Origin of the sequence: Streptomyces sp. NPDC093097 (assembly GCF_044754325.1) — a bacterium.
In the GTDB taxonomy this organism is placed as follows: domain Bacteria; phylum Actinomycetota; class Actinomycetes; order Streptomycetales; family Streptomycetaceae; genus Streptomyces.
In genome coordinates, this window is sequence record NZ_JBIVOW010000010.1 from 126,118 (window position 1) to 149,751 (window position 23,634).

Annotated in this window: 17 protein-coding genes; 8 read left to right on the top strand and 9 right to left on the bottom strand. The window is 73.1% G+C overall.

The window, feature by feature from the left end:
• Positions 1-103: 103 nt before the first annotated feature.
• Positions 104-3,205: an excinuclease ABC subunit UvrA gene (gene uvrA, locus ACIQE0_RS19125; RefSeq protein ID WP_402333499.1), complete on the bottom strand. Its 3,102-nt coding sequence runs from the start codon at positions 3,203-3,205 to the stop codon at positions 104-106.
• An 891-nt stretch (positions 3,206-4,096) separates the two neighbouring features.
• Here uvrA and ACIQE0_RS19130 point away from each other — a divergent pair.
• The gene (locus tag ACIQE0_RS19130) at positions 4,097-4,837 is read left to right on the top strand and encodes a maleylpyruvate isomerase family mycothiol-dependent enzyme (RefSeq protein WP_402333502.1); all 741 of its coding nucleotides are present in this window, start codon (positions 4,097-4,099) and stop codon (positions 4,835-4,837) included.
• A 10-nt stretch (positions 4,838-4,847) separates the two neighbouring features.
• Positions 4,848-5,504, top strand: a complete 657-nt coding sequence (locus ACIQE0_RS19135) for an MBL fold metallo-hydrolase (RefSeq protein ID WP_402333505.1) — start codon at positions 4,848-4,850, stop codon at positions 5,502-5,504.
• Between the two features lie 76 nt (positions 5,505-5,580).
• Here ACIQE0_RS19135 and ACIQE0_RS19140 read toward each other — a convergent pair whose 3' ends face one another.
• Positions 5,581-6,582, bottom strand: coding sequence for a TerC family protein (locus tag ACIQE0_RS19140; protein WP_402333508.1), 1,002 nt, complete (start codon positions 6,580-6,582; stop codon positions 5,581-5,583).
• 222 nt (positions 6,583-6,804) lie between these two features.
• Entirely contained in the window at positions 6,805-8,958 is a 2,154-nt protein-coding gene (gene uvrB / locus ACIQE0_RS19145; RefSeq protein ID WP_402333511.1) for an excinuclease ABC subunit UvrB, read from the bottom strand.
• A 457-nt stretch (positions 8,959-9,415) separates the two neighbouring features.
• Here uvrB and ACIQE0_RS19150 point away from each other — a divergent pair, with 457 nt between their 5' ends.
• The 3 genes from ACIQE0_RS19150 to ACIQE0_RS19160 all read left to right on the top strand — a co-directional run bounded on the left by ACIQE0_RS19150 (position 9,416) and on the right by ACIQE0_RS19160 (position 11,608).
• Positions 9,416-10,294: a glycerophosphodiester phosphodiesterase family protein gene (locus tag ACIQE0_RS19150; RefSeq protein ID WP_366331845.1), complete on the top strand. Its 879-nt coding sequence runs from the start codon at positions 9,416-9,418 to the stop codon at positions 10,292-10,294.
• 88 nt (positions 10,295-10,382) lie between these two features.
• On the top strand, positions 10,383-10,979 hold the full coding sequence (locus tag ACIQE0_RS19155) for a methylated-DNA--[protein]-cysteine S-methyltransferase (protein WP_402333514.1): 597 nt from the start codon (positions 10,383-10,385) through the stop codon (positions 10,977-10,979).
• An 86-nt stretch (positions 10,980-11,065) separates the two neighbouring features.
• On the top strand, positions 11,066-11,608 hold the full coding sequence (locus tag ACIQE0_RS19160; protein WP_402333517.1) for a DUF1697 domain-containing protein: 543 nt from the start codon (positions 11,066-11,068) through the stop codon (positions 11,606-11,608).
• Positions 11,609-11,660: 52 nt separating this feature from the next.
• Here the strand turns inward: ACIQE0_RS19160 and ACIQE0_RS19165 are convergent, their stop codons facing one another.
• On the bottom strand, positions 11,661-12,119 hold the full coding sequence (locus ACIQE0_RS19165; RefSeq protein ID WP_402333520.1) for a type II toxin-antitoxin system PemK/MazF family toxin: 459 nt from the start codon (positions 12,117-12,119) through the stop codon (positions 11,661-11,663).
• A gap of 137 nt (positions 12,120-12,256) precedes the next feature.
• Between ACIQE0_RS19165 and ACIQE0_RS19170 the strand changes: the two genes are divergently transcribed.
• Positions 12,257-13,687 carry a WGR domain-containing protein gene (locus tag ACIQE0_RS19170; protein ID WP_402333523.1) on the top strand — a complete coding sequence of 477 codons (1,431 nt, stop codon included), beginning with the start codon at positions 12,257-12,259 and terminating at the stop codon, positions 13,685-13,687.
• Positions 13,688-13,750: 63 nt separating this feature from the next.
• On the opposite strand, the gene ACIQE0_RS19175 is transcribed toward ACIQE0_RS19170, so the two are convergent.
• The 4 genes from ACIQE0_RS19175 to ACIQE0_RS19190 form a co-directional block, all read right to left on the bottom strand.
• Positions 13,751-14,392 carry a uridine kinase gene (locus tag ACIQE0_RS19175; protein WP_402333526.1) on the bottom strand — a complete coding sequence of 214 codons (642 nt, stop codon included), beginning with the start codon at positions 14,390-14,392 and terminating at the stop codon, positions 13,751-13,753.
• 41 nt (positions 14,393-14,433) lie between these two features.
• On the bottom strand, positions 14,434-14,886 hold the full coding sequence (locus ACIQE0_RS19180) for a hypothetical protein (protein WP_366331839.1): 453 nt from the start codon (positions 14,884-14,886) through the stop codon (positions 14,434-14,436).
• A 105-nt stretch (positions 14,887-14,991) separates the two neighbouring features.
• Positions 14,992-15,873, bottom strand: a complete 882-nt coding sequence (locus tag ACIQE0_RS19185) for an IclR family transcriptional regulator C-terminal domain-containing protein (protein ID WP_402333529.1) — start codon at positions 15,871-15,873, stop codon at positions 14,992-14,994.
• A gap of 87 nt (positions 15,874-15,960) precedes the next feature.
• On the bottom strand, positions 15,961-16,905 hold the full coding sequence (locus ACIQE0_RS19190; protein WP_402333532.1) for a zinc-binding alcohol dehydrogenase family protein: 945 nt from the start codon (positions 16,903-16,905) through the stop codon (positions 15,961-15,963).
• Between the two features lie 723 nt (positions 16,906-17,628).
• Here ACIQE0_RS19190 and ACIQE0_RS19195 point away from each other — a divergent pair.
• Both ACIQE0_RS19195 and ACIQE0_RS19200 read left to right on the top strand, forming a co-directional pair.
• Positions 17,629-19,254: an FAD-dependent monooxygenase gene (locus tag ACIQE0_RS19195; protein WP_402333535.1), complete on the top strand. Its 1,626-nt coding sequence runs from the start codon at positions 17,629-17,631 to the stop codon at positions 19,252-19,254.
• Positions 19,255-19,493: 239 nt separating this feature from the next.
• The gene (locus tag ACIQE0_RS19200; protein ID WP_402333538.1) at positions 19,494-21,218 is read left to right on the top strand and encodes a CDP-glycerol glycerophosphotransferase family protein; all 1,725 of its coding nucleotides are present in this window, start codon (positions 19,494-19,496) and stop codon (positions 21,216-21,218) included.
• An 89-nt stretch (positions 21,219-21,307) separates the two neighbouring features.
• On the opposite strand, the gene ACIQE0_RS19205 is transcribed toward ACIQE0_RS19200, so the two are convergent.
• A complete protein-coding gene (locus ACIQE0_RS19205) occupies positions 21,308-23,482 on the bottom strand; it encodes an NB-ARC domain-containing protein (RefSeq protein ID WP_402333540.1) in 2,175 nt (724 codons plus the stop codon).
• Between the last annotated feature and the right edge of the window lie 152 nt (positions 23,483-23,634).

Genomic DNA, 23,634 nt, shown 5'->3' on the forward strand with positions numbered 1-23,634 from the left:
GCAGACGGGAGTGGGACGGCAGGCCCTGGCTGGGCCCGGATACGCCACGGGGGCGGAGCCCCGAAAGGAGCTCCGCCCCCGCTGTAGGTGCGGCGATGCGGCGTCAGGAGGTCCCGCGGGCCCGCGTCGCCGTCTTCTTGGCCGGGGCCTTCTTGGCCGGGGCCTTCTTGGCCGGGGCCTTCTTGGCGGTGGCGGCGGTCTTCTTGGCCGCCGTCTTCGCGGTGGTCTTCTTCGCCGCGGTCTTCTTCGCCGTCGAGGCCGTCACCGTCGGCGTCCCGGCGGACGCGGCGGCCACCGCCTTCTTCGCGGTCCTCCGGGCGGCCGGCTTCCTGGGCGAGCCGCTCACCACCACCGCGTCGCTGACCCGGTCGCCGAGGATGTCCCGCAGGAACTTGCCGGTGTGGCTGGCGGGGATCGCCGCGACCTCCTCCGGGGTGCCCTCGGCGACGACCATGCCGCCGCCGCTGCCGCCCTCGGGGCCCATGTCGATGACCCAGTCCGCGGTCTTGATCACATCGAGGTTGTGCTCGATGACGATCACCGTGTTGCCCTTGTCGACCAGGCCGGACAGCACCTTGATCAGCTTGCTGATGTCCTCGAAGTGCAGGCCCGTGGTGGGCTCGTCGAGAACGTAGACGGTGCTGCCCGTGGAGCGCTTCTGGAGCTCGCTGGCCAGCTTGACGCGCTGCGCCTCACCGCCGGAGAGGGTCGGCGCGGACTGGCCGAGCCGGACGTAGCCGAGGCCGACCTCGTTGAGCGTCTTGAGGTGGCGGGCGATGGTGGGAACCGCCTCGAAGAAGCTCAGCGCCTCCTCGATCGGCATGTCCAGCACCTCGGCGATGGACTTGCCCTTGTAGTGGACCTCCAGCGTCTCGCGGTTGTAGCGCGCACCGTGGCAGACCTCGCACGGCACATAGACGTCCGGCAGGAAGTTCATCTCGATCTTGATCGTGCCGTCGCCGGAGCAGTTCTCACAGCGGCCGCCCTTGACGTTGAAGGAGAAGCGACCGGGCAGATAGCCGCGGACCTTGGCCTCCATCGTCTCCGCGAAGAGCTTGCGGACGTGGTCGAAGACGCCGGTGTAGGTGGCCGGGTTGGACCGCGGGGTGCGGCCGATCGGCGACTGGTCGACGTGCACCACCTTGTCGACGAGGTCGTCGCCGGCGACCCGGGTGTGCCGGCCGGGCACCGACTTGGCGCCGTTCAGCTCGCGGGCGAGGTGGGTGTAGAGGATGTCGTTGACCAGCGTCGACTTGCCGGAGCCGGAGACTCCGGTGACGGCGGAGAGCACCCCGAGCGGGAAGGAGACGTCGATGTCGCGGAGGTTGTTCTCCTTCGCGCCGTGGACGGTCAGACGGCGGGACGGGTCGGTGGGGCGGCGGACGTCGGGCGTCGCGATCGCCCTCTTGCCGGCGAGGTACTGGCCGGTGATCGATTCCTTGTTGGCCAGCAGCTGCTTCATCGGGCCGCTGTGCACGACCTTGCCGCCGTGCTCACCGGCGCCGGGGCCGATGTCGACGACCCAGTCGGCGACCTTGATGGTGTCCTCGTCGTGCTCCACCACGATCAGGGTGTTGCCCATGTCGCGCAGCCGCACCAGGGTCTCGATCAGCCGGTGGTTGTCGCGCTGGTGCAGACCGATCGACGGCTCGTCGAGGACGTAGAGCACGCCCACCAGACCGGAGCCGATCTGGGTGGCCAGGCGGATGCGCTGGGCCTCGCCGCCGGAGAGGGTGCCGGCCGCGCGGTTCAGCGAGAGGTAGTCCAGGCCGACGTCGACCAGGAACTTCAGCCGCTCGTTGACCTCCTTCAGGACCCGCTCGGCGATGGTCTTCTCGCGGGCGTTGAGCGTCATCGAGCGCAGGAATTCGGCGCAGTCGCTGATCGACATGGCCGCGACCTCGGCGATCGACTTCTCCTGGACCGTGACGGCGAGCACGATCGGCTTGAGCCGGGTGCCCTCACAGGTCGGGCAGGGCACCTCGCGCATATAGCCCTCGAAGCGCTCCCGGCTGCTGTCGCTCTCCGCCTCGCTGTGCCGCCGCTTGACGAACGGCACCGCGCCCTCGAAGGCGGTGGTGTAGGCCCGCTGGCGGCCGTAGCGGTTGCGGTAGCGGACCTCGATCTGGGTCTTGTGGCCGTAGAGCAGGGCCTTCTTGGCGCGCTGCGGCAGGCCGGCCCAGGGGATGTCCGTGCGGAAGCCGAGGGCGTCGGCGAGCGCGCCGACCAGGCGGCCGAAGTAGTCCTTGGTGTGGCCGCCGGACCAGGGGTGGATGGCGCCCTCGTCGAGGGAGCGCTCCTCGTCCGGGATGATCAGCTCGGGGTCGACCTCCATACGGGTGCCGATGCCGGTGCAGTCCGGGCAGGCGCCGAAGGGGGAGTTGAAGGAGAAGGAGCGGGGCTCCAACTCCTCGAAGGAGAGGTCGTCGTAGGCGCAGTAGAGGTGCTCGGAGTACATCCGCTCGCGCTGCGAGTCGTCCGGCTCCAGGTCGACGAAGTCGAGGATGACCATGCCGCCGGAGAGCCCGAGGGCGGTCTCCACGGAGTCGGTCAGCCGGCGCTTGGCGCTCTCCTTGACCGTGAGGCGGTCGATGACCACCTCGATGGTGTGCTTCTCCTGCTTCTTCAGCTTCGGCGGATCGGAGAGGTGGATGGTCTCCCCGTCGACCCGGGCGCGGCTGTAGCCCTTGGTCTGGAGGTCGGAGAAGAGGTCGACGAACTCGCCCTTGCGCTCGCGCACCAGCGGCGAGAGCACCTGGAAGCGGCTGCCCTCGGGGAGCTCCAGGACCTTGTCGACGATGGCCTGGGGCGACTGCCGGGCGATCGGCCGGCTGCACTCGGGGCAGTGCGGCTTGCCGATCCGGGCGAAGAGCAGGCGGAGGTAGTCGTAGACCTCGGTGATCGTGCCGACCGTCGAGCGCGGGTTGCGCGAGGTCGACTTCTGGTCGATCGAGACCGCGGGGGACAGGCCCTCGATGAAGTCCACATCGGGCTTGTCCATCTGCCCGAGGAACTGCCGGGCGTAGGAGGAGAGCGACTCGACGTAGCGGCGCTGCCCCTCGGCGAAGATGGTGTCGAAGGCGAGCGAGGACTTGCCCGACCCGGAGAGCCCCGTGAAGACGATGAGCGAGTCGCGGGGGAGGTCGAGCGAGACGTTGCGGAGGTTGTGCTCGCGAGCGCCACGAACGATGAGACGGTCGGCCACGCCGGTCGGCACCTTTCTTGGAGAGGGGCGGGAGCCACGGGGCTGCGCCCGCCGCGCGGTGAGAGAGCAGAGGCGGCGGAGCGGAGCGGGGTCCCCGACCAAGGGTATGGGGGCCGCCGCGGCAGCGTCTTTGGGATGCCACACACGAGCCTATAGCACGTGCATTCGATTTACGGGCCTCGCAAGCCCACTTCACCCAAACGTGTGGCGACCCCGCATCCTTCCCGCCGCGATGACCAGCCCTTACGCCGTTCGGCGCTCGGCAGCACTCCGCTCGCCCCCGCCTGGGCCCCTGTCCGGCAGCGCCCGCGCCGGCACGTCACATGTGCGCCGGATCACTGCTTCGCGGTCAACGGCGACCGCCTCCGCACAGTCACCCGCCGGCCGCCGGGCCGCGGCTTCGGCGACGGCCCGGGTCCGCGAGCGGGCGGGTGCGGGGCGGCTGCGGCGATCGGGCGCGGCCCCGACGGCGATCGACCGGGCGGCCTGGCCTGGCCGGGCCCCTGGCGCGGCGGGGCGACGGCACGACCCGCTCCCGCAACGCCCCTGCCCCTATGGGGAGTTGAACGCGTACTGCGTCGGCAGGCTCGGGGCGGCTGCCAGAAGCCGACCGCGACGGCCCGACCGGCGCCCTCCCGTCCACCGCCCGACCCCCGGCCCGTCCTCCCAGCCGGACGAAAGACGTCCGACAGCAAGCCTCCACGCACGCTGTCAACGGCCCCCAGCGCATTCCGGGGCGCAGACCGAGCGGGCGGCGCGGGAAGGCCTGCCGGCCCGTCCGCCCCGTCTGCGCCTGTGTGCACCACCCGTGCCACCGGCACCGCCCCCGCATCCGGCCGGAAGGTCTCCGTCCGCCTCCCGAACCCGGCCGCCCGGCGCTAGCGTCAGGGCATGACCATCGCTCCTGATTTCCCGCGCGACACGGCCGCCGTCCACGAGTCCACCGAGCGCCTGCTGGTCTCCCTGGGAAAGCTCGACGACGCCGCGGTCGGCGAGCCGTCGCTGCTCCCCGGATGGACCCGGGGCCACGTCCTGGCCCACCTGGCCCGCAATGCCGACGCCCTGGTCAATCTCCTGACCTGGGCCCGGACCGACGTCCGCACACCGATGTACGTCAGTACGGCGGCGCGTGACGGCGACATCGAGCGGGACGCCCACCGCCCGCTGGCGGCGCACCTGGAGGACCTCCAGGAGAGCGCGGCGCGCTTCGCGGCGGCGGCGCAGGCCCTGCCGGAGGACCGTCGGGCGTTCGAGGTCGAGATGCGCAACGGCGTCGTCGAACGCGCCGACCGGCTGGCGCTGCGCCGGCTGACCGAGGTCGAGCTGCACCACGTCGACCTGGGCGTCGGCTACACCGTCGAGCAGCTGTCGGCCGCCTTCGTGACCAGCGAGCTGGACTTCCTCACCGGGGTCAAGTTCGCCGGGCGCCCCGATCTGGCCGCCCTGGAGCTGCACGACGAGGAGGGCCGTCGGTGGCGTACCGGGCGGGAGGGCCCCGCCGACGGCGCTGCGGTCGCGCCGGTGGTGGTGCGCGGCCCGGCGAGGGACCTGGTCGGCTGGCTGACCGGGCGCGCGGACGGCGGCCGGCTGGCGACCCAGGACGGCCCCCTGCCGGTGATCCCTCCGCTCTAGAGTTGGTGCCATGACCTACAGCGGAGCAGTGAAGGTCGGCGGACCGGCCGACGTGCACGAGCTGACCGACCTGATGATCTCGAAGGTCGCCGTCGGCCCCATGGACAACAACGCGTATGTGCTGCGCTGCCGTGCGACCGACGAGCAGTTGCTGATCGACGCGGCCGCCGAGCCGCACACCCTCCTCACCCTGATCGGCGACAGCGGTCTGGCGTCCGTGGTCACCACGCACCAGCACGGCGACCACTGGGGCGCGCTGCGCGAGGTCGTCGACGCGACCGGCGCCCGCACGTACGCGGGGCGGCACGACGCCGAGGGCGTCCCCGTCCCCACCGACGTCCTGGTCGACGACGGCGACGTCCTCACGGTGGGGCGCGTCCGGCTGACCGCGCGCCATCTGAGCGGGCACACCCCGGGCAGCATCGCGCTGCTCTACGACGACCCGCACGGCCATCCGCACGTCTTCACCGGGGACTGCCTCTTCCCCGGCGGGATCGGCAACACCTGGGGGGACGCCGGGCGGTTCACCAGCCTGCTGGACGACGTACAGCGCAAGCTCTTCGACGAACTGCCGGACGAGACCTGGGTCTATCCGGGCCACGGTGCCGACACCACGCTGGGCGCCGAGCGGCCGCACGTCGCCGAGTGGCGGGCGCGCGGCTGGTAGGCACCGGGCGCCCGGTCGCGGGCCCGGTGGGCGGAGTTCCGTCCACCGGGCCCGCGCCGTTGTCGGCCGGCCGCCCTCACTCGTGGCGGTGCGCCCCTGCGGCGTCGGTCGTCCCCGCGGCCTCCTCGGCCGCCGCCAGGCGGCGCGCGGCCCGCAGGCTGGTCACCGTCGTGACGACCAGCACCGCGCAGATCACCCCCAACGAGACCGGGATGCTGATCTCCGGTACGGCCACCCCGGACTCGTGCAGGGCGTGCAACACCAGCTTCACGCCGATGAAGCCGAGTATCACCGACAGGCCGTAGGAGAGGTGGACCAGCTTCTTGACCAGCCCGCCGATCAGGAAGTACAGCTGCCGCAGTCCCATCAGAGCGAAGGCGTTGGCGGTGAAGACGATGTACGGGTCCTGGGTGAGGCCGAAGATCGCCGGGATCGAGTCCAGGGCGAACAGGACGTCGGTGGTGCCGATCGCCAGCATGACGATCAGCATCGGCGTCATCAGCCGCTGACCGTTCTCGACGATGAAGAGCCTGGTGCCGTGGTACTTGTCGGTGGACGGGACACGGCGCTTGACCGCCTTCAGGAAGCGGTTCTCCTCGAACTCCTCGTCCTCCGCTCCGGACCGCGCCTCCTGGATGAGCTTCCACGCGGTCCAGATGAGGAACGCGCCGAAGAGATAGAAGACCCAGAAGAAGTTGGCGACGATCGCGGCGCCCGCGGCGATGAATCCGGCGCGCAGCACCAGCGCGATCAGCACCCCGACCATCAGCACTCGCTGCTGGTAGGCGGCCGGGACCGCGAACTTGCCCATGATCAGGACGAATATGAAGAGGTTGTCGACACTCAGCGACTTCTCGGTGATGAAGCCGGCGAAGAACTCGCCCGCCGGCTCGGCGCCGGCGAAGAGCAGCAGGCCGATACCGAACAGCACGGCGAGCGCCACCCAGACGCCGGTCCAGATGCCGGCTTCCTTGAGAGACACCTCATGGGGCTTGCGCCCCCCGATGAAAAAGTCCAGGGCGATCAAGGCGATCAGACCGAGGACGGTCATCACCCACAGACCCAGGGAAACGTCCACTGCTCCTCCGGCAGTCTTGTACGGCACACACAGCGTCGTCGCTGCCGGAGGGACTTCGGTACCCCTCCACACAAGGAAGGGTAAAGGAAGTTCATGAATTGGCAAAGAGTTGGATAAAACTGCTGGTGGGAGGCGCCCCCGGGGCGGCTGACTCAGCATTCCCCGGGACGCGGGGCTCCTCCCCTGCCCACCCGCCGGCGGACGGGCAGGGGGACCCGGCCGTCACTTCAGCCCGGCCTCCTTCATCTGCCGCAGCTCCTTCTTCAGCTCGCCGACCTCGTCGCGCAGCCGGGCGGCGACCTCGAACTGCAACTCGGCGGCGGCCGCCCGCATCCGCTCCGTCAGCTCCTCGATCGTCTCGGCGAGTTCGGCGGCGGGACGGTCGGTCAGGGCCTCGCCGCCCTTCCCGCCCTTGCCCTTGCCCTTGGCGGCCTTGCCCGACGTGCCGGCCTTCCCGCCGAGGGCCGGGACCGGCGCCTTGGCCGGGCCGTCCTTGTCGCCGCGCTTGCGGTAACCGGTGTCCAGCAGCTCCTGGGTGTCGATCTCCTCGCGGGCGAGGCTGGCGACGATGTCGCCGATCTTCTTGCGGAGCGGCTGGGGGTCGATGCCGTTCGCCTTGTTGTACGCCAGCTGCTTCTCCCGGCGGCGGTTGGTCTCGTCAATGGCCTTCTCCATCGCCGGGGTGATCTTGTCGGCGTACATGTGCACCTGGCCGGAGACGTTACGGGCCGCGCGGCCGATGGTCTGGATCAGCGAGGTGCCGGAGCGCAGAAAGCCCTCCTTGTCCGCGTCCAGGATCGCCACCAGGGAGACCTCCGGCAGGTCCAGTCCCTCCCGGAGGAGGTTGATGCCGACGAGCACGTCGAACTCGCCCGCCCGCAGCTCGCGCAGCAGCTCCACGCGCCGCAGGGTGTCCACGTCGCTGTGCAGGTAGCGGACCTGGATACCGAGCTCCAGGAAGTAGTCGGTGAGGTCCTCGGCCATCTTCTTGGTGAGGGTGGTGACCAGGACGCGCTCGTCCTTCTCGGTGCGCTTGCGGATCTCGTGCACCAGGTCGTCGATCTGCCCCTCGGTGGGCTTGACCACCACCTCCGGGTCGACCAGACCGGTCGGCCGGATGATCTGCTCCACGAAGCCGTCGCCGCGGGACAGCTCGTACGGGCCGGGCGTCGCGGAGAGGTAGACGGTCTGACCGACCCGGCCCAGGAACTCCTCCCACTTCAGCGGGCGGTTGTCCAGCGCGGACGGGAGCCGGAAGCCGTGGTCGACGAGGGTGCGCTTACGGGAGGCGTCGCCCTCGTACATGGCGCCGATCTGCGGGACGGTGACGTGCGACTCGTCGATGACCAGCAGGAAGTCTTCCGGGAAGTAGTCGAGGAGGGTGTTGGGCGCCGTGCCCGGCTCGCGGTCGTCCAGGTGCATCGAGTAGTTCTCGATGCCCGAGCAGGAGCCGATCTGCCGCATCATCTCGATGTCGTAGGTGGTGCGCATGCGCAGCCGCTGGGCCTCCAGCAGCTTGCCCTGCTTCTCCAACGTGGCCAACCGGTCCGCCAGCTCGGCCTCGATCCCGGCGATCGCCTTCTCCAGGCGCTCGGGTCCGGCGATGTAGTGGCTGGCGGGGAAGACGTACAACTGCTGGTCGTCGCTGATCACCTCGCCGGTGAGCGGGTGCAGGGTGGACAGCGCCTCGATCTCGTCGCCGAACATCTCGATCCGGACGGCGAGCTCCTCGTAGACCGGGAAGATCTCGATGGTGTCGCCGCGGACCCGGAAGGTGCCCCGGGTGAACGCCACGTCGTTGCGGCTGTACTGGATGTCGACGAAGCGACGCAGCAGCTGGTCCCGGTCGATCTCGTCGCCGACCCTGAGGGGCACCATGCGGTCGACGTACTCCTGGGGCGTCCCCAGACCGTAGATGCAGGACACCGAGGCGACCACGATGACGTCCCGCCGGGTGAGGAGCGAGTTCGTCGCGGAGTGGCGCAGCCGCTCGACCTCCTCGTTGATGGAGGAGTCCTTCTCGATGTACGTATCGGACTGCGGGACGTACGCCTCGGGCTGGTAGTAGTCGTAGTAGGAGACGAAGTACTCGACGGCGTTGTTGGGCAGCAGCTCGCGGAACTCGTTGGCGAGCTGCGCCGCGAGGGTCTTGTTGGGCGCCATCACCAGCGTCGGGCGCTGTAGCTTCTCGATCATCCACGCGGTGGTCGCCGACTTGCCGGTGCCGGTCGCGCCCAGCAGGACGACGTCCTTCTCACCACCGCGGATGCGCCGGTCCAGCTCGGCGATGGCCGCCGGCTGGTCGCCGCTGGGCTGGTAGGGGCTGACGACCTCGAAGGGCGCCACCGTGCGTTCGATCTGTGAAACGGGCCGCATGGCATCCACCGTACGACCCGCCACTGACAATCGACGCCGCATCGGACCTGACCTGCGGTTTCCGCAGAGGGGCGGGGAGCCGCGGCGGGTGGCGGCGCCCGCGGCCGGTCCGCGGGCAACAGCGCGGCGGTCCGCAGCCGGCGCCGGACGAGGCGCGGCACGGCCGGGCGCTCCGACACTCCCCGCAAAACCAGTCAGCTGTACGAAGGGTGACTCACCGTCGGCCGAGATGCGCGGATGCCACGGCTCCGGCAAGTTGGACGGCGTCGAAGCGCACGCCTGCTGCACGCCCCCGCCGGGCATCCTGCAACTGCGGCGCTCCGCACGGAACACCGGCCTCTTGTCGTTCAGCGCCCGGCCACCGCACGTCCGCCTTCCCCTCCGGCCCGGCTGCGAGCCTCCGTCCGTCCGCCCCCGTTCACCTCACTTCACGTCCACGACGTCACGAGGAGTCCGTATGCGTATTCGCTCCGTCGCCCTCGCCGGTGCGCTCCTGGGTCTGTCCGCGCTCGCCCTCCCCACCACCGGGGCCCAGGCCGCCGCCCACGGGCGCTCCCCCCTGGTGGTCGGCCACCGCGGCGCCGCGGCGTACGCGCCCGAGAACACGCTCGCCTCGGTCGACGCGGCGCACCGGCGCGGGATCACCTGGGTCGAGAACGACGTCCAGCGCACCAAGGACGGAGAGCTGGTCGTCCTGCACGACACCTCACTGGCGCGCACGACCAACGTCAAGAAGGTCTTCCCGAACCGCTCCTCGTGGAACGTCGGCGACTTCACCCTCCGGGAGATCGAGAAGCTGGACGCGGGCAGCTGGTTCGGAGCGAAGTTCAAGGGGGAGCGGGTGCCCACCCTTGAGGAGTACCTGGACGAGGTCGAGCACAACGGGCAGAAGCTGCTGATGGAACTGAAGAACCCGGAGCTCTATCCCGGTATCGAGCGGCAGGCCCTCAGGGAGCTGTGGCACGACGGCTGGCTGGACAGCCCGCACCTCAAGAGCCGCCTGATCATCCAGAGCTTCAACGCCGACGCGATCAAGAAGGTGCACCGCATGAACCCGGCCGTCACGACGGGCTTCCTCGGGAGCCCCTCGGTGGCCGACCTGCCCGCGTACGCGGCGTACTGCGACCAGATCAACCCGCCCCACACGGCCGTCGCCCCTCGCTATGTGCGCGCCGTGCACGCCCTGAAGGGCCCGCACCGCAAGCGGCTGGCGCTGTACACCTGGACCGTCGACGACCCCAAGGCCGCGGTCGACGCCGCCGACCTGGGCGTCGACGGGGTCATCAGCAACAAGCCCGACGTGGTGCGCAAGGCGCTGCACCACGCCGGCTCCTGACCGTGCCGGTGCGGCGGGGAGCCGGTCCGGCGGCGGCCGTCGGTCCGTTCCCCGCCGCGTTGTCAGTGGTCGGCCCTACGCTGGGCATGTGACGGACGCAGAGCACGTTCCCGGACCGGCCACCGCGCCGGCCGTAGCACCGGCGGGGCGCCCGGCCCGCCGCGACTGGGGCTGGACGCGCATCGACAGCCCGATCGGCCCGCTGCTGCTGGCGGCGACCCGGGAGGGCCTGGTGTTGGTCGCCTTCCACGCCGACGAGCGGGTCACGCGACGGGCGCTGGCCCGTCTGGAGGGCGCCTTCGGCGGGCCCCCGCTGGCGGAGATACCGCATCTGGCGACGGCCGCAGCCGAGCTCGTCCGCTATTTCGCCGGTGAGCTGCGGGCCTTCACGGTCCCCCTGGACTGGTCGCTGTCCGCCGGCTTCAACGCCCGGGTGCTGCGCATCCTGGCCGACGGCGTCCCGTACGGCAGCGTGGTCGGCTACCAGGACCTCGCCGACCGGGTCGGGGAGCCGGGCGCGGCCCGGGCGGTGGGCGCGGCGATGGGCTCCAATCCGCTCCCCGTGGTCGTCCCCTGCCACCGGGTCGTGGCCAGCGACGGCGGGATCGGGGGCTTCGGCGGCGGCCTGGAGGCCAAGCGGCAGCTGCTCGCCCTGGAGGGCGTGCTGCCGGCTCCCCTGTTCTGAGCCGCGCCCGTCCGCTTCCCGTCCGTTCCCCGCCCGCGCCGCCGGAATCCGACCCACCGGCCGGCGCCGTCCATGGAGGGCCGCGCATGTCCCGTCAGATCGCCCTGCTCCGCGGTGTCAACGTCGGGGGCCACAACTCCTTCCCCAAGGCGTTGCAGTTGGAGCTGGCCCGCTCCCTGGGGTTCGCGGAGGTCTCCGTCCTCCTGCAGACGGGCAACCTCGTCTTCGCGGATCCGGGCACCCCGCCGGAGCGGACCGCCCGGCGGATCGAGGAGGGCATCCTGGCCGAGCTGGGCCTGACGGTGCCGGTGGTCGTGCGGACCCGGGACGAACTGGCCGCCGTGGTCGCGCAGAACCCGTTCCCGCTGGCCGTGCCGGAGCCCAAGTCCCTGCACGTGACGTTCCTGTCCGGGGAGCCGGCGGACACGTCCCGGTTGGACGCGCTCGATCAGGCCGCGTTCGCGCCGGACCGTTTCCAACTGGTCGGTCGCGAGCTGTACCTGTGGTGCCCGCAGGGCGCCGGGCGCTCCAAGCTCGCCGGGGCGGTCGGCCGCGCCCCGCTCGGGGTGACGGCCACCGCCCGCAACTGGAACACCGTCACCAAGCTCCTGGCGCTGGCCGACGCCTGACCGTCCGGCAGGCGCCCCGGGGGCGGTCTGCGGCCCCGGGGCGGTGACGGCGTCAGCGCCAACCGTGCAGTTCCCGCAGCCGGTTGGCGACGAGGTTGAAGCGGCCCCGGTCGAGCGCGCACGCCTCCCGCCGCATCCCGCCCGCGTGGACCCGCAGCACCCGGTCCACGGCGACCCAGGAATCGCGTCCCTCGCGGTCCCAGGGGCCCGCGCCGATCGCCACCCAGTCCCGCTCGTCGTGGCGCTTGCTCGTCAGCTGCACGGCCAGCACCGTCCCGGCCGCCTCCCGGGCCACGACCAGCACCGGCCGGTCCTTGCCGCGCCCGTCGTGCTCCTCGAAGGGGACCCAGGTCCAGACGATCTCGCCCGGGTCCGGGGCGCCGTCCGGGTCGGGCGCGTAGGACATCGTCAGGGCGCCCACGGAGCGCGGTGGGACCTCGACGGTCGCGGCGGGACCCTGGCTGCCGGGCAGGGGCTGGTGCGGTTCTGCTGCGTGGCACGAAGTAGTCATCTCCCGCACGCTACCGGCCGTGCCGAACGCGCTGGTCAGCGGCCCGCGTTCGGTCGGCCGCGGCCGATTGTCAGTGGTCGGCCGTACGGTTTTTTGCAGCGGGGGACGGTCGCTGGGACCGCCCGGAAGGGATCGCCATGTCCGAGACCACGACGTATCTGGAGCTGTCCCAAGACGGCGGCGGGGCCCACAAGTTCTACGAGGTCTCCGTGCAGGACACCGTCGTCGTCGTGCGCTACGGCCGGATCGGCGCGGCCGGGCAGCGGCAGACCTCGACGTTCCCGACGCGGGAGAAGGCGCAGGCCGCGGCGGCCAAGAAGATCGGCGAGAAGGTGCGCAAGGGGTACGCCCCGGCCGTCCAGGGCCGGCGCGCGCCGCGTGCGGTGACGCGACGCCAGACGGCCTCGGCGCCGTCGACCGCGCGGGCGGTGGCGCCGGTGCTGTGGCGCTTCCGCACGGACGCCGCGGCGTTCGGGATCCACATCGCCGAGGACCGCTGCTGGGTGGGCAATCAGAACGGCGAGGTCTTCACGCTCGGCCACGACGGCGAGGTGCTGGCCCGCTACCAGCTCCCGGACGGCGTCAAGTGCCTGGTGGCGGACGACTTCTGGATCTACGCCGGCTGCGACGACGGCATGGTCTACGACCTCTCCTCCAAGCTCCCGTTCGCCGCCTATGCCATCTCCCGGGACACCGACATCTTCTGGCTGGACATCCACGAGGGCGTCCTCAACGTCGCCGACCGCAACGGCACGCTGACCGTGATCGACCACGAGGACGAGTACCAGTGGTCGCGCCGCAGCAGCGGCACCCACGCCTGGATGGTGCGGCGCGACGACCGGGCCGTCTACCACGGCCACCACCAGGGCGTCACCGCCTACGCCGCCGACGGCAGCGGCGAGTTGTGGCACACCCCGACCCGGGGCGGGGTGCTGTTCGGCTGGCAGGAGGACGACGCGGTCTACGCCGGGACCGACCGGCGGGTGGTCCAGAAGCTGGCGAAGGGCAGCGGGGCGCTGGAGGCCACCTACGCCTGCGACACGGTCGTCTACTCCTGCGCCACGGCCCCGGGCGGCCGCTATGTCTTCGCCGGGGACTCGGCGTCCTCGGTGTACTGCTTCGCCGCGGACGGCACCCGGCTGTGGAAGCTGGGCACCGGCGGCGGATCGGCGCTGTCGATGCAGTACCTCGACGAGAAGCTGTACCTGGTCACCACCGACGGCTCGCTGGTGTGCGTGGACGCCGGCGAGGCCGCGGTCGCCGCCGCCCGCGCGGGCACGGTCCCGGTCGCCCGGGACGTGAAGTCGGCGGCCGCACTGCCCACGTACACCCCGGCCACCACGGTCCGCACGGTGGCGGGCGGCGCGGCCTCGGGGATCGTGGTGGAGTGCGTCCAGGAGGGCGGCCGGCTGCGGGTCCATGTGGTCTCCGACGGCTACGAGCCGTCGTGGAACGTCCAGTTCCCGCGCCAGATACGGGAGGTGGGGGCGCGGTACGTCGTCGAGGCGCTGGCGCCCTCCGCGGGCGGTTTCTACCGCGTCCGGGGCGAGATCCGGCGACTGGTCTGAGGACGGCGCGGCCCTCCCCGGGCCGCCGCGCCAGGCGGCCCGCGCTCCGGTGGCCCGTCCCGCTCAGGCGGCCGGTCCGCTCCAGGCCGGCCGGCGGGGATCGTCGGCCCGTACGACGACGTCCGCCGCCTCCTCGGGCCGGGTCTCGGCCTCGTAGCGGGCGAACGCCGGCAGCGTCCAGCGCTGGTCCTTCGGGGTGCGGCGGGCGAGGGCGGCCGGTGACAGCTTCAGGTGCACGGTGAGGTCGAAGGGAAAACCATGGCCGAGCAGCAGCGGCCCGTGCAGCAACAGCACGCCGCCGGGCGGCAGTTCCGCGTAGGCGCTGCGGGTCGCCCGGTCCGTCACCGGGTCCCGCAGGTCCGGAAGCACCCGGCCGGTGCCGCCCGGCTCCAGCGGTTGGAACACCTCGCGCCACAGGGCCTGCCGGTCGAACCACTCGTCGTGGTAGGCGTCCGGGTCCTCGCGGCCGTACTCCAGCCGCAGCGAGGCGGGCCGCAGAAAGCCGTGGACGCCGGCCTTGTGCACCGCCCGCCCCCGGAGCCGCAGTGCCTCGGCGAGCCGTCCGGCGAGGTCGCCGGGGGCGGCGGCGGGAGCTCCGTCCACCGCCACCCGCAGCCAGGGGCCGCCGTCGTGCGCTGTGAGCGCGTCGATGCGCGCGGCGAGCACGTCGGCGAGCCGTTCCCAGGTGATCGCTTCGAGCCGCACCCGGCCATTCTGCCCCGCCGACGGGCCCCGGGCGCCGGCGGTCAGCGGGAGTACCGTCCGCCGGGCTGCGGGCCTTGGTGGATTCCCCCGGAGACGAGCCCGACCTGGATCACCGGCGCGTTCGACACACCGCCGTTGATGGTGTTGTTGATGTCCCGCACGGCGCCCTGGTGCTGCGGGGGCGCCACCTCGTCGAGCAGCGCCCGCAGTTCGGCCGCCGCCTCCGGGTCGTCGGCCAGCAGGCGCCGCAGCCGGGTCCTCCAGACCACGGACACGCCCTGCGCGACGTCCTCGTCGCCTTCGTCCAAGGCCGCGATGACGTCCTCGCGCGCGCGGTCCAACTCGCCCTCGACCTCCGCCTCTTCCGGGCCGCCGCGGTGCCGGGCGAGCAGGGCCGCCATCCGCCGGCGGACCGCACCCCAGCCCTCGGTCGCCATCTGCTGCACCAGCGTCGTCGCCCCCGCCGCCGCGAGCGTCATCAGTTCCGCTTCCATCGGACCCCCTTGTACGTCGTGCCCGCGGTGCCGCGCGCATGGAGCCACGGTAGAGAGGCGGGCCGCCTCATGAACAGCCGCACGGCCGGGCGCCGCGGGCCGGGCTCAGGCGTCCGGTCCCGGCCGGGCCGCTCCGTGGCGGCTGAGTACGGCCGCCGCCTCCTTCGTCGCCTCGATGACGCCGTCGGGGGCCTGTGGCATCACGGACTTCTGCTTGAGCAGCAGCACCGCGCCCATGATGGAGCCGTCCCACATGATCGGCGCGGCACAGGAGTTCCAGCCGGCCATGCACTCCTCGTAGCCGAGCGCGTGGCCGAGGTCGCGGACCTCCGCCAGGGAGGCCAGCAGCGCGTCGTTGTCCCGGTAGACCCCGGGGCCGGCCTGTTCGGGGACGGGCTCGGCCAGGACGCGCTGCTGGAGCACGTCGGGCAGGTAGGCGAGGATGGTGCGCCCCGAGGCGCCGGTGCGCAGGGAACGGGTCACGGACAGCACATCGCGCGGGGTCATGCCCAGTTCGGCGAGGTCGGAGTCGCCGACGGCCATGTCGACGCACTGCCGCTGCGCGCCGGAGAACGGCGCCACCATATAGAGGAACACCAGCCCGTTGCCGGTGGCCTCGCGCAGGTCGCCGAGGACCGTCTGGGCGCCGTCGAGGCGGTGGTCGAGGGCGGTGAAGGCGAGTTGGGCGGCCGAGGTCCGCAACCGGTAGAGGCCGCGGTCCACCCGTTCGAAGATCCGCTGGTAGACGCCGGACTGGAGGATGCGGTAGACGACGGAGTCGTCCAGGCCGGTGAACTCGGCGATCTCACCGGGTCCGTGGGCGGATCCGCCGAGTTCGGCGAAGGCCGTCTGGACGAGGAAGACCCGCTCGGCATGGCCGGATCCGGACGCCCGGCTGCCGGTGGCGGCCGTGCTCCGGGCTGCCCGGCTGGTGCCCTGCGCGGCCTCCGGAGCCGTGGACTGCGACGCTGCGGTGCGATGGCCCATCGTGTGCTCTCTCCCCTGGCAGTGGTCCGCGCCCGAAGGCGCACGGCGTGTGCGGTGCGGGGTGTCCCGCCCTCGGTGCCCTCCGCGTCAGCGGGTCACGTCGAGGGCGAGTTTCCCGGTCGGGGTGCGGGCGGCGAGGTCACGATGGGCCAGCGCCGCCTCCCCGAGTGCGTAGGCGGCGCCGGTCAGCGTCCGGAGGGAGCCGTCGGCGACGGCGTCGAACAGCGCCCGCATGGACGTCGGCAGCGCCGTCCGGTCCGCGTAGAGCTGGGGCAGCCAGAAGCCGGCGACGGTGATCGAGCGCTCCATCAGCTCCCGGGTGGACACGCTCGCCAGCTCGCCGCCGGCGAAGCCGTAGACGGCGAGCCGGCCGCGCGGCGCGACGGCGGCCAGGGTCCGGGCGAAGGTGGCGCCGCCGGTCATCTCCAGCGCGGTCTCGACCGGGCCGCCGGCCGCGTCCAGGATGCGCTCGGTGAGGTCCTCGGCGGTGGAGTCGACGGCCGCGTGCGCGCCCAGATCCAGGGCCAGTCGGCGCTTGGCCGGGGAGCCGGCGAGAGCGACGACCTTCGCGCCGGCCCGCGCCGCGAGCTGCACGGCCAGCGAGCCGACCCCGCCCGCCGCGGCCGGGACGACGACGCTCTCGCCCTCGGTCAGGCGCAGCGCGGTGAACAGCAGGTGCCAGGCGCTGTTGCCCTGGAGGGCCAGCGCGACCGCCTGCTCGTCGCTGACGGCGTCCGGCACGTCCCAGGTGACGCGGCGGTGCAGCAGCGCCTGTTCCGCGTATCCGCCGCCGCGGGTGAGGCCGACGACCCGGCGTCCGCCGTCGAGCGTGCCCACGACCTCGTTGCCGGGAATGTAGGGCAGTTCGACGGGGGCGAGGTAGGTGTCCCCGCGGACGTGCACATCCGCGTAGTTGACGCCGGCGAGGGTGACGTCGACGCGGGCGTGCCCGGCGCGCGGCTCCGGCTCGGGGACGTCCTCCAGCCGGAGCACGTCCGGGCCGCCGAACTCTCGCATCACGATCGCGCGCACGTCTCTCCCTCGGGTTCTCCGGTGCGGTGTCCGCTCAGGGTAGGCATGGCGCTGCCCGCCCTGTCGTCTCCCGATCATTTCGCGCCAACCCTCCGGGCTTTCGGGTGGCGGCGGTCCCTTCCGCGCCCCCGATTCCCGGTGGATTTCTCGCGTCGCGAGAAAACTCCGATGCGTTTTCCACCCATTGACGCTTTTTGCCGCGGGTCTACCCAGTGGTATACGGCGGGTGGCTCCCACACATCCCTCACTCGCCTCCGGCTACCGGAAGTGATCGCCGCGGCCTACGATCCGGACGTGTGTCCGCCGTTGGCCAGAGGCGACGGCTGCGTTCTCAGGGGCAGGGCATGGCGTGCGAGGCAGCGGTGCCGGCCCGACCCGCCCGGTGAGCCGGGCGGGAAGTGGCGGAGGACGTGGCCGGTGCCGCGGCCGGGAGGGCACGGCCTGAGGGGGAGTCATGATGGGGAAAACGGGGGGCGGCAGGCCGGCGTTCGCGCCGGCCTGCCGGGATCTGCAACGCGCGCTGCCGCTTCCCCCCGCTCCCCTGCGCATGCTGCGGACCGCGTCCGCCTCCCTGCCGTCGCTGACAGCGCGGGTCACCGCCGCCACCGACGCCGTCATCTCCGCCGCGCGCCGCCACTCCCGGCCGTACGCCGCTCCGCCCTTTCTGGACGCGGCCCGGCCCCGCCGGGGATTCGCGCGCCACCGCCGAGAAAGGGACCGCCCATGAACGCGTCGAGCAGCACGAGCAGCGCCGAGCTCCAGTTCACGCACCCGTATCTCGCCGTGGTGCTCGGCGGCGGTTTCACGGGCATGCTCGCCGCCGCGGCACTGTCCGCGTACGCCGATGTGATCGTGGTCGAACGGGAGCGGCTGCCCCGGACCCCCGTGCTGCCCACCGACCTGCCGCAGCCCCGGCACACCCACCTGCTGGCGGTCGACGGCGCCCGGGTCGTGGAGGGCCTGCTGCCCGGCACGGTCGAGAGGTGGCTGGCCGCGGGCGCCCGCCGGCTCACCACGCCGTCGGAACCGTCCGGTCCGCTCCTGCCCGGCCGGCCGGCCCGCCGGGTCCGTACGCGGGAGGTGCTGGCCTGCTCCCGCGATCTGCTCGACCGGGTCGTCCGCGACCGGGTGCCGGCGCTCCCCGGGGTGTCGGTCCTCGACAGCACGGAGGCGGAGCACCTGACCGGCACCGCCGAGCACGTCACCGGGGTGTGGGTCCGGGACACCCTCAACGACGAGACGTACCGCCTGGACGCCGATCTGGTGGTCGACGCCACCGGCCGGGCCTCCACCACCCCGGGCCGGCTGGCGGCGCTGGGCCTGCCGCCCGTCCCCGAGGACGTCCGGGACTCCGGCATCGGCTGTGCCACCCGCCTCTTCCGCGCCCCGGCCGGCCAGGAGAACTGCCCGGTGCTCACGGCCCGTTCGGACCCCGGCACCGGGGGCGCCCCCGCGGCGGGCCCCTCTCGCCCGGCCGCCCAGACGGCGACGCTGGTGCCGATCGAGGGCGGACGCTGGCTGGTCACCCTCACCGGCAGCGGCACCGAGCGGCCGTCCGAACGTGCCGACCGGTTCGTGCCGTTCGCCCGCCGGATCCACGCGGTGATCGGTGATCTCATCGCCGACGCGGAGCCGCTGAGCGAGGTGCGGTTGACCCGCGACACCACAAGCCGCCGCCTTCGCTACGAGCAACTGCCCAACTGGCCCACCGGGTTCGTGGCCCTCGGCAGCGCGGTGGCCTCGGTCACTCCGGACTACGGCCAGGGGCTGTCCCTCGCCGCGTACGGCGCCACCGCGCTCCGCGAGGCCCTGCGGCGGTACGGGCTGGACGATCCCGCGCTGGCCCGCAGGGTGCAGCGCACCGTCGGACGCCTCGTCGAGGCACCGTGGGCGCTGGCCGCCGGCGAGGGCGTTCCGCCGGCCCCGCGTCCGGGCCTGCCCCGGCCGTCGCTGGCCACCCGCCTCGTACGCGGCGTGCTGAGCGGTGCGCTCGCCCCGGGCGCCGACCTGCCTCCGGTCTGTCGCGCCTACGTCGATGTGATCACGCCCACCGTGGCCGCGATCCGTCCGCGGCACGCGTTCGCCCCGCATCCGATGTCCGCCGCCGCGGCGTCCGCGGTACGGCCGGCGGGCGCCGACGCCGCGGAGGCGCCGTCCCCGCTGCCGTCCCGGTTCGGCACCTCGGCCACCGCCGCGCTCGCCGCAGCGCCGCCCCCGGCCGCGCCCGGCGCCACCGGCCCCGCCTCCGCGCAGGCACCCCGACGGCTCCCCCGCCCCCTCGGCTTCGGACCCGGCTCGCTGCGGTTGCGGCGGTTCAGCGGTGGGCGGCGGAAGCCCGGCGACACCTGAGGTCCGCCGCTGAACTACGGTGGGCGCCGGTGACACGTCCGGTCACCGGCGGAACGGCCGCCGGCAGTCGTACCACCAGGGGGTTGCGGAGAACGGTGCAGCGCGCTACCAGCAGCATGGCGACGAACCGCGAACCGCGAACCGCGAAGGGGAGTGGGAGCGGGGACGGGTGTGTCTGCGGATGCGTCCCCGCGTCGGCTGACACCACCCACGGGCTGCTGCCGCCGCTGCGGGTGCCCGTGGGCGAGGATCCCGAACGCTGGCAGACGTTCCCCGGCGAGCGGCTGGTCGTCGCCGTCGCCCGCACCGTCACCTCGACCGTGCGGGTCCTCGACGTCCTCCGCCCGGTGCTGCGCGACGACCCGCGAGTCCACCTGGTCTTCGCCTTCGACCCCACCTCGGCCTTCAACGACGGGGTGCACGCCCTGCTCCGCTCGGTCGGCGCCCGGGTGCTGCCCTGGCACCAGTTCGCGCGGTCCGACCCCCATCTGATCGTCACCGCGACCGAGAACGCCGATCTCACCGAGGCGCACCACGACTGCCCGGTACTGGTGCTGCCGCACGGCGTCGGCTTCCACAAGGTCGTCCCCGACTCCCGCAGCGACCGCGACCGGCTGGCCGGCGTCGTCCCGGACGCGCTGCTGCGCAGCGGCCGCGCCCGGCTCGCGATATCCCACCCGGACCAGGCGGCCCAACTCGCCGCCGCGCACCCCGCCACCGCGGGCCGCACCCTGCTCGTCGGCGACCCCTGCTACGACGCGCTCCTGGACGGGCGGGCCCTGCGCGCCCGTTACCGCCGGGCACTCGGCGTCCGGGACGAGCAACGGCTGATCATGCTCAGCTCGACCTGGCGCGACCATTCGGTCCTGGGCCGCGACGCCGCCCTCCCGGCCCGTCTGCTCGCCGAACTCCCGCTGGACGACTACGCGGTCGCCCTCGTCACCCACCCCAACATCACCTCCGCACACGGCGGTTACACCCTCCGCTCGCACCTCGACTCCGCACATGACGCCGGACTGCTGACCATTCCGCCGACCGCCGGCTGGCAGGCCACCCTGCTCGCCGCCGACCTGCTGATCGGAGACCACGGCTCGGTCACCTTCTACGGCGCGGCGCTCGGCACGCCCCTGCTGCTCGGCGCGTTCAGCGAGGACGAGGCCGTCGCCGGGACCCCCATGGCGGAGCTCGGCCGGATCGCCCCGCGACTCCGCCCGGACGCGCCGCTACGGCCGCAGGTCGAGCGGGCGTTGGGCCTGGGGCGGTCGGCCGGTGACGACGCCGCGGAGCGGCTGCGCAAGATCGGCGAGAGCGCCTTCGCCGCGCCGGGGCGCGCCCTGGAGCTCCTGCGCACCGCCGTGTACGACCTGTTGGACCTCCCCGAGCCGGTCGGCTCGCCACCTCCGCGCCGTGCACCGGAGCCGCCCGTTCCGCGGGATCGTCCGGAACCCGCCACCGCCTGCTTCGTCCACACCTCCCTCGCCGAGGAACCCGGCGGTCCCCGGATATCCGTCGAACGCGTGCCGGCCGCCGTGGCCGCCTTCTCGACCGTGGCCCAAGACGACGCCCCTGCCGGCCCGTTCCGCCATCTGTCCTGCGCCGACGACGAGTGGGACCGGCAGTGGCCGGAGAGCGCGTCCGCGCTGATCCGCCGCACCCCGGCCGGCACCGCGGTGAGCGCCGACCGGTGGATCGACGACACCCTCGCCCGCTACCCCGGCTGTCTGCTCGCCGTCACCACCGTCGCCGGCCGCGGCTGCCGGGCCGGGCTGCGCGACGGCCGGACGGTGGAGGTGTCCGCCACCGGCCTGCTGGCCGACGCCGCCGTCCTGGCCGCCGTCGTCTACACCTGCCTGCGCGCCCGGCGCCCCCTGGAGGGCTTCGTCACCCTCACCCTGGCCGACCGCACAGAAGACGTCGTGCTCCGCCCCACCCGGCGGACGGGCCGGCCGCAGCCGCCCGCCTGAGCCCTCCCCCAGGGCGAGCGGGCGGAGACGGAGCTCCCCAACGGCCCACGGCCCGGCAGGAGATGGGCATTCGCCCCACCATCGACGGGCTAGGCGCCCCCGGCCCCATCGCCTTCGGCGCCCTGCGGCCTGTGGGCGGGCTCCGTGGCGTCGGTACCCGCCAGCCTGCGGCGCAGTTCCGCGGCGCGCGGGCCGCCGCCCGCCTCGTATATCTCCAGGGCCCGCATCAGGCACCGCCGCTGTTGCTCACGGTCGCCGCGCTCCTCGGCCAGTTCCGCGAGCGTCTCGCACACCTGGGCCTCGTAGTGGACGGCACCGCGCTCGCGGAGCATGGCCGCCGCCTCCTCCAGGGCCGCCACGGCCTCCGCTACCTGCCCCAGGTCGCGGAGTACGCCGCCGAGGGCGGCCAGCGCGCGGGCGCCCATCCGCCGGTCGTCCAGGCCCATGAACGCGTCGTAGGCGTCCTGGAGAGCGGACTGCGCCTCGCCCGTGCGGCCGACGGCGTGCAGGGCGCAGCCCATGAAATAGCGGCCGATGGCGATACCGCGGTCGTCGCCCGCGGCACGGTAGAAGACCATCGCCTCCTCGTAGGTGGTCACGGCGCGGGCGGGGTCGCAGCGGTCCCAGTAACGGCCGTGGAACTCGCGGACGGAGGCACGCAGCAGGGTGTGCCCGGACTCGTCCGCCCGGGCGACGGCGGTCTCCAGTTCCCCCCGGGCCCGCCGCAGTTCGTCGCGGTCCATCAGAGGGCGGGACAGCAGTGCGCGCAGCCGGGCCTCGGCGGCGGGGTTGCCGTCCGCCGCGGCATGGCGGGCGCCCAGGTCGCCGCTGCGCACCCAGTCGTTGAGATACCGGCGGTTGAGGAACAGCGCGGTCAGCGCCTCGGCGAGCTCCCAGACCCTGCGGTGCCAGCCGTGCTCGGCCGCCGTCTGCTGGGCGGACAGCAGCTCGCCGCGCCAGGCGTCCAGCCAGTCCAGCGCCTCGCGCCGGCCGGGGAAGGCGGTGGCCCGGTCCGCCTCGCCCAGTCGGTCGGTGTACGCGCCGATGCGCATCCGGCCGCCCATGACGGCCAGGTCGGCCTGGGCGGCGCGGGTCAGCAGGTGGTCGACGATCCGGGCCGCGGCCGCCGTGCGCTCGTCCTCGTCGTCCTCCGAAGCGGCCTGTTCACGGGCGTGCAGCCGCACCAGGTCGTGGAACTCGTAGCGCCCGTCGGCGACCCTCGCGACCAGGCTCGCGGCCTCCAGGACGTCGAGTTGCTCGGCGGCGGCGTCAGGCGTCGTCCCGGCCGCGGCGGCGGCCGAGGCGGCGTCCCAGCGGCGGCCGGGGTGCAGGCCCAGCAGCCGGTACAGCCGGGCGGCCGGCCCGGACAGTCCCGCGTACGCCACTCCGAAAACAGCGGACACCGTGCGCTCCCCTCCCCGGCGCAGGGCATCCAGCCTGCGCCGGTCGTCGGCCAATTCATCGGCCAGCGCGGCGACCGGCAAACGTGGATGCATCACCAGCCGCGCGGCGGCGACCTGGAGGGCCACCGGCAGCCCGCCGCAGCTCGCCACGATCCGCTCGGCCGCGCCCTCGCCGCCCGCGTCGATGCGCTCCGCCCCGCACAGCCGGCGCAGCAGTTGCAGACCGTGCTCCGGCGACAGCGGCTCCAGCGGCATCAGGCGGGCGCCGTCGTCGAGCAGTTCCCCGAGCACCGACTGGCTGGTGGCGAGGACGACGCTGCCGGGAGCACCCGGGACCAGCGCGCGCACCTGCGCCGGCTCGGTCACGTCGTCGAGCACCATCAGCACCCGTTTGTCCGCGGTCATCGTGCGCAGCAGGCCGGTCAACTCGCCCAGGGATTCCGGCAGATAGCGGTCCTCGACGCCGAGCGCCCGCAGGCAGCGGCTCACCCCCGCGGACACATCGCCACCCGCCTGCGCCCGCAGCTCGGCGAAGTCGAGGTAGAACTCCCCGCCGGGAAAGCGGCCGCGCTCCCCCTGCGCCCATCTCCGTACGGTCGCGCTCTTGCCGACGCCCGGCAGACCGCTGAGCACCGCCATGCCGCCGCCGTCGCCCACCCAGCCGTCGATCTCCGCCAGCACCGGCTCCCGGTCGACGAACTGCGGGGACCCGGACGGCACTTGCCGCGGCACCGGCTGCTGCGGCCGGTGCGCCTCGATCCACACCCCGCCCTCGATCACCTCGGCCTGGATCACCGGCCCGTGCGCGGTCCCGCTGAAGACGTTCCGGACGCGCCCGGCATCCGCCGCGTTGTCCCCCACGCCGTGCTCCCCCCATCGGTCCGACTGCGACACCGGAAACGCTACTTGACGCCACTGACAACGCCGCGCGCGGTGAGCCGGCGAACCGGAACGGGACACGCCATGCCGGCTCTGCGCGTCACCGACGGGAGGCCCGTTCCGCGCCGTCCCGT

Excerpts from the sequence above, each read along its gene's own strand:
- ACIQE0_RS19130 (WP_402333502.1), top strand. The coding sequence starts at position 4,097 with ATGACCATCGCTCCTGATTTCCCGCGCGACACGGCCGCCGTCCACGAG.
- ACIQE0_RS19135 (WP_402333505.1), top strand. The coding sequence starts at position 4,848 with ATGACCTACAGCGGAGCAGTGAAGGTCGGCGGACCGGCCGACGTGCAC.
- uvrB (WP_402333511.1), bottom strand. The coding sequence starts at position 8,958 with ATGCGGCCCGTTTCACAGATCGAACGCACGGTGGCGCCCTTCGAGGTC.
- ACIQE0_RS19150 (WP_366331845.1), top strand. The coding sequence starts at position 9,416 with ATGCGTATTCGCTCCGTCGCCCTCGCCGGTGCGCTCCTGGGTCTGTCC.
- ACIQE0_RS19160 (WP_402333517.1), top strand. The coding sequence starts at position 11,066 with ATGTCCCGTCAGATCGCCCTGCTCCGCGGTGTCAACGTCGGGGGCCAC.
- ACIQE0_RS19165 (WP_402333520.1), bottom strand. The coding sequence starts at position 12,119 with ATGACTACTTCGTGCCACGCAGCAGAACCGCACCAGCCCCTGCCCGGC.
- ACIQE0_RS19170 (WP_402333523.1), top strand. The coding sequence starts at position 12,257 with ATGTCCGAGACCACGACGTATCTGGAGCTGTCCCAAGACGGCGGCGGG.
- ACIQE0_RS19180 (WP_366331839.1), bottom strand. The coding sequence starts at position 14,886 with ATGGAAGCGGAACTGATGACGCTCGCGGCGGCGGGGGCGACGACGCTG.
- ACIQE0_RS19185 (WP_402333529.1), bottom strand. The coding sequence starts at position 15,873 with ATGGGCCATCGCACCGCAGCGTCGCAGTCCACGGCTCCGGAGGCCGCG.
- ACIQE0_RS19195 (WP_402333535.1), top strand. The coding sequence starts at position 17,629 with ATGAACGCGTCGAGCAGCACGAGCAGCGCCGAGCTCCAGTTCACGCAC.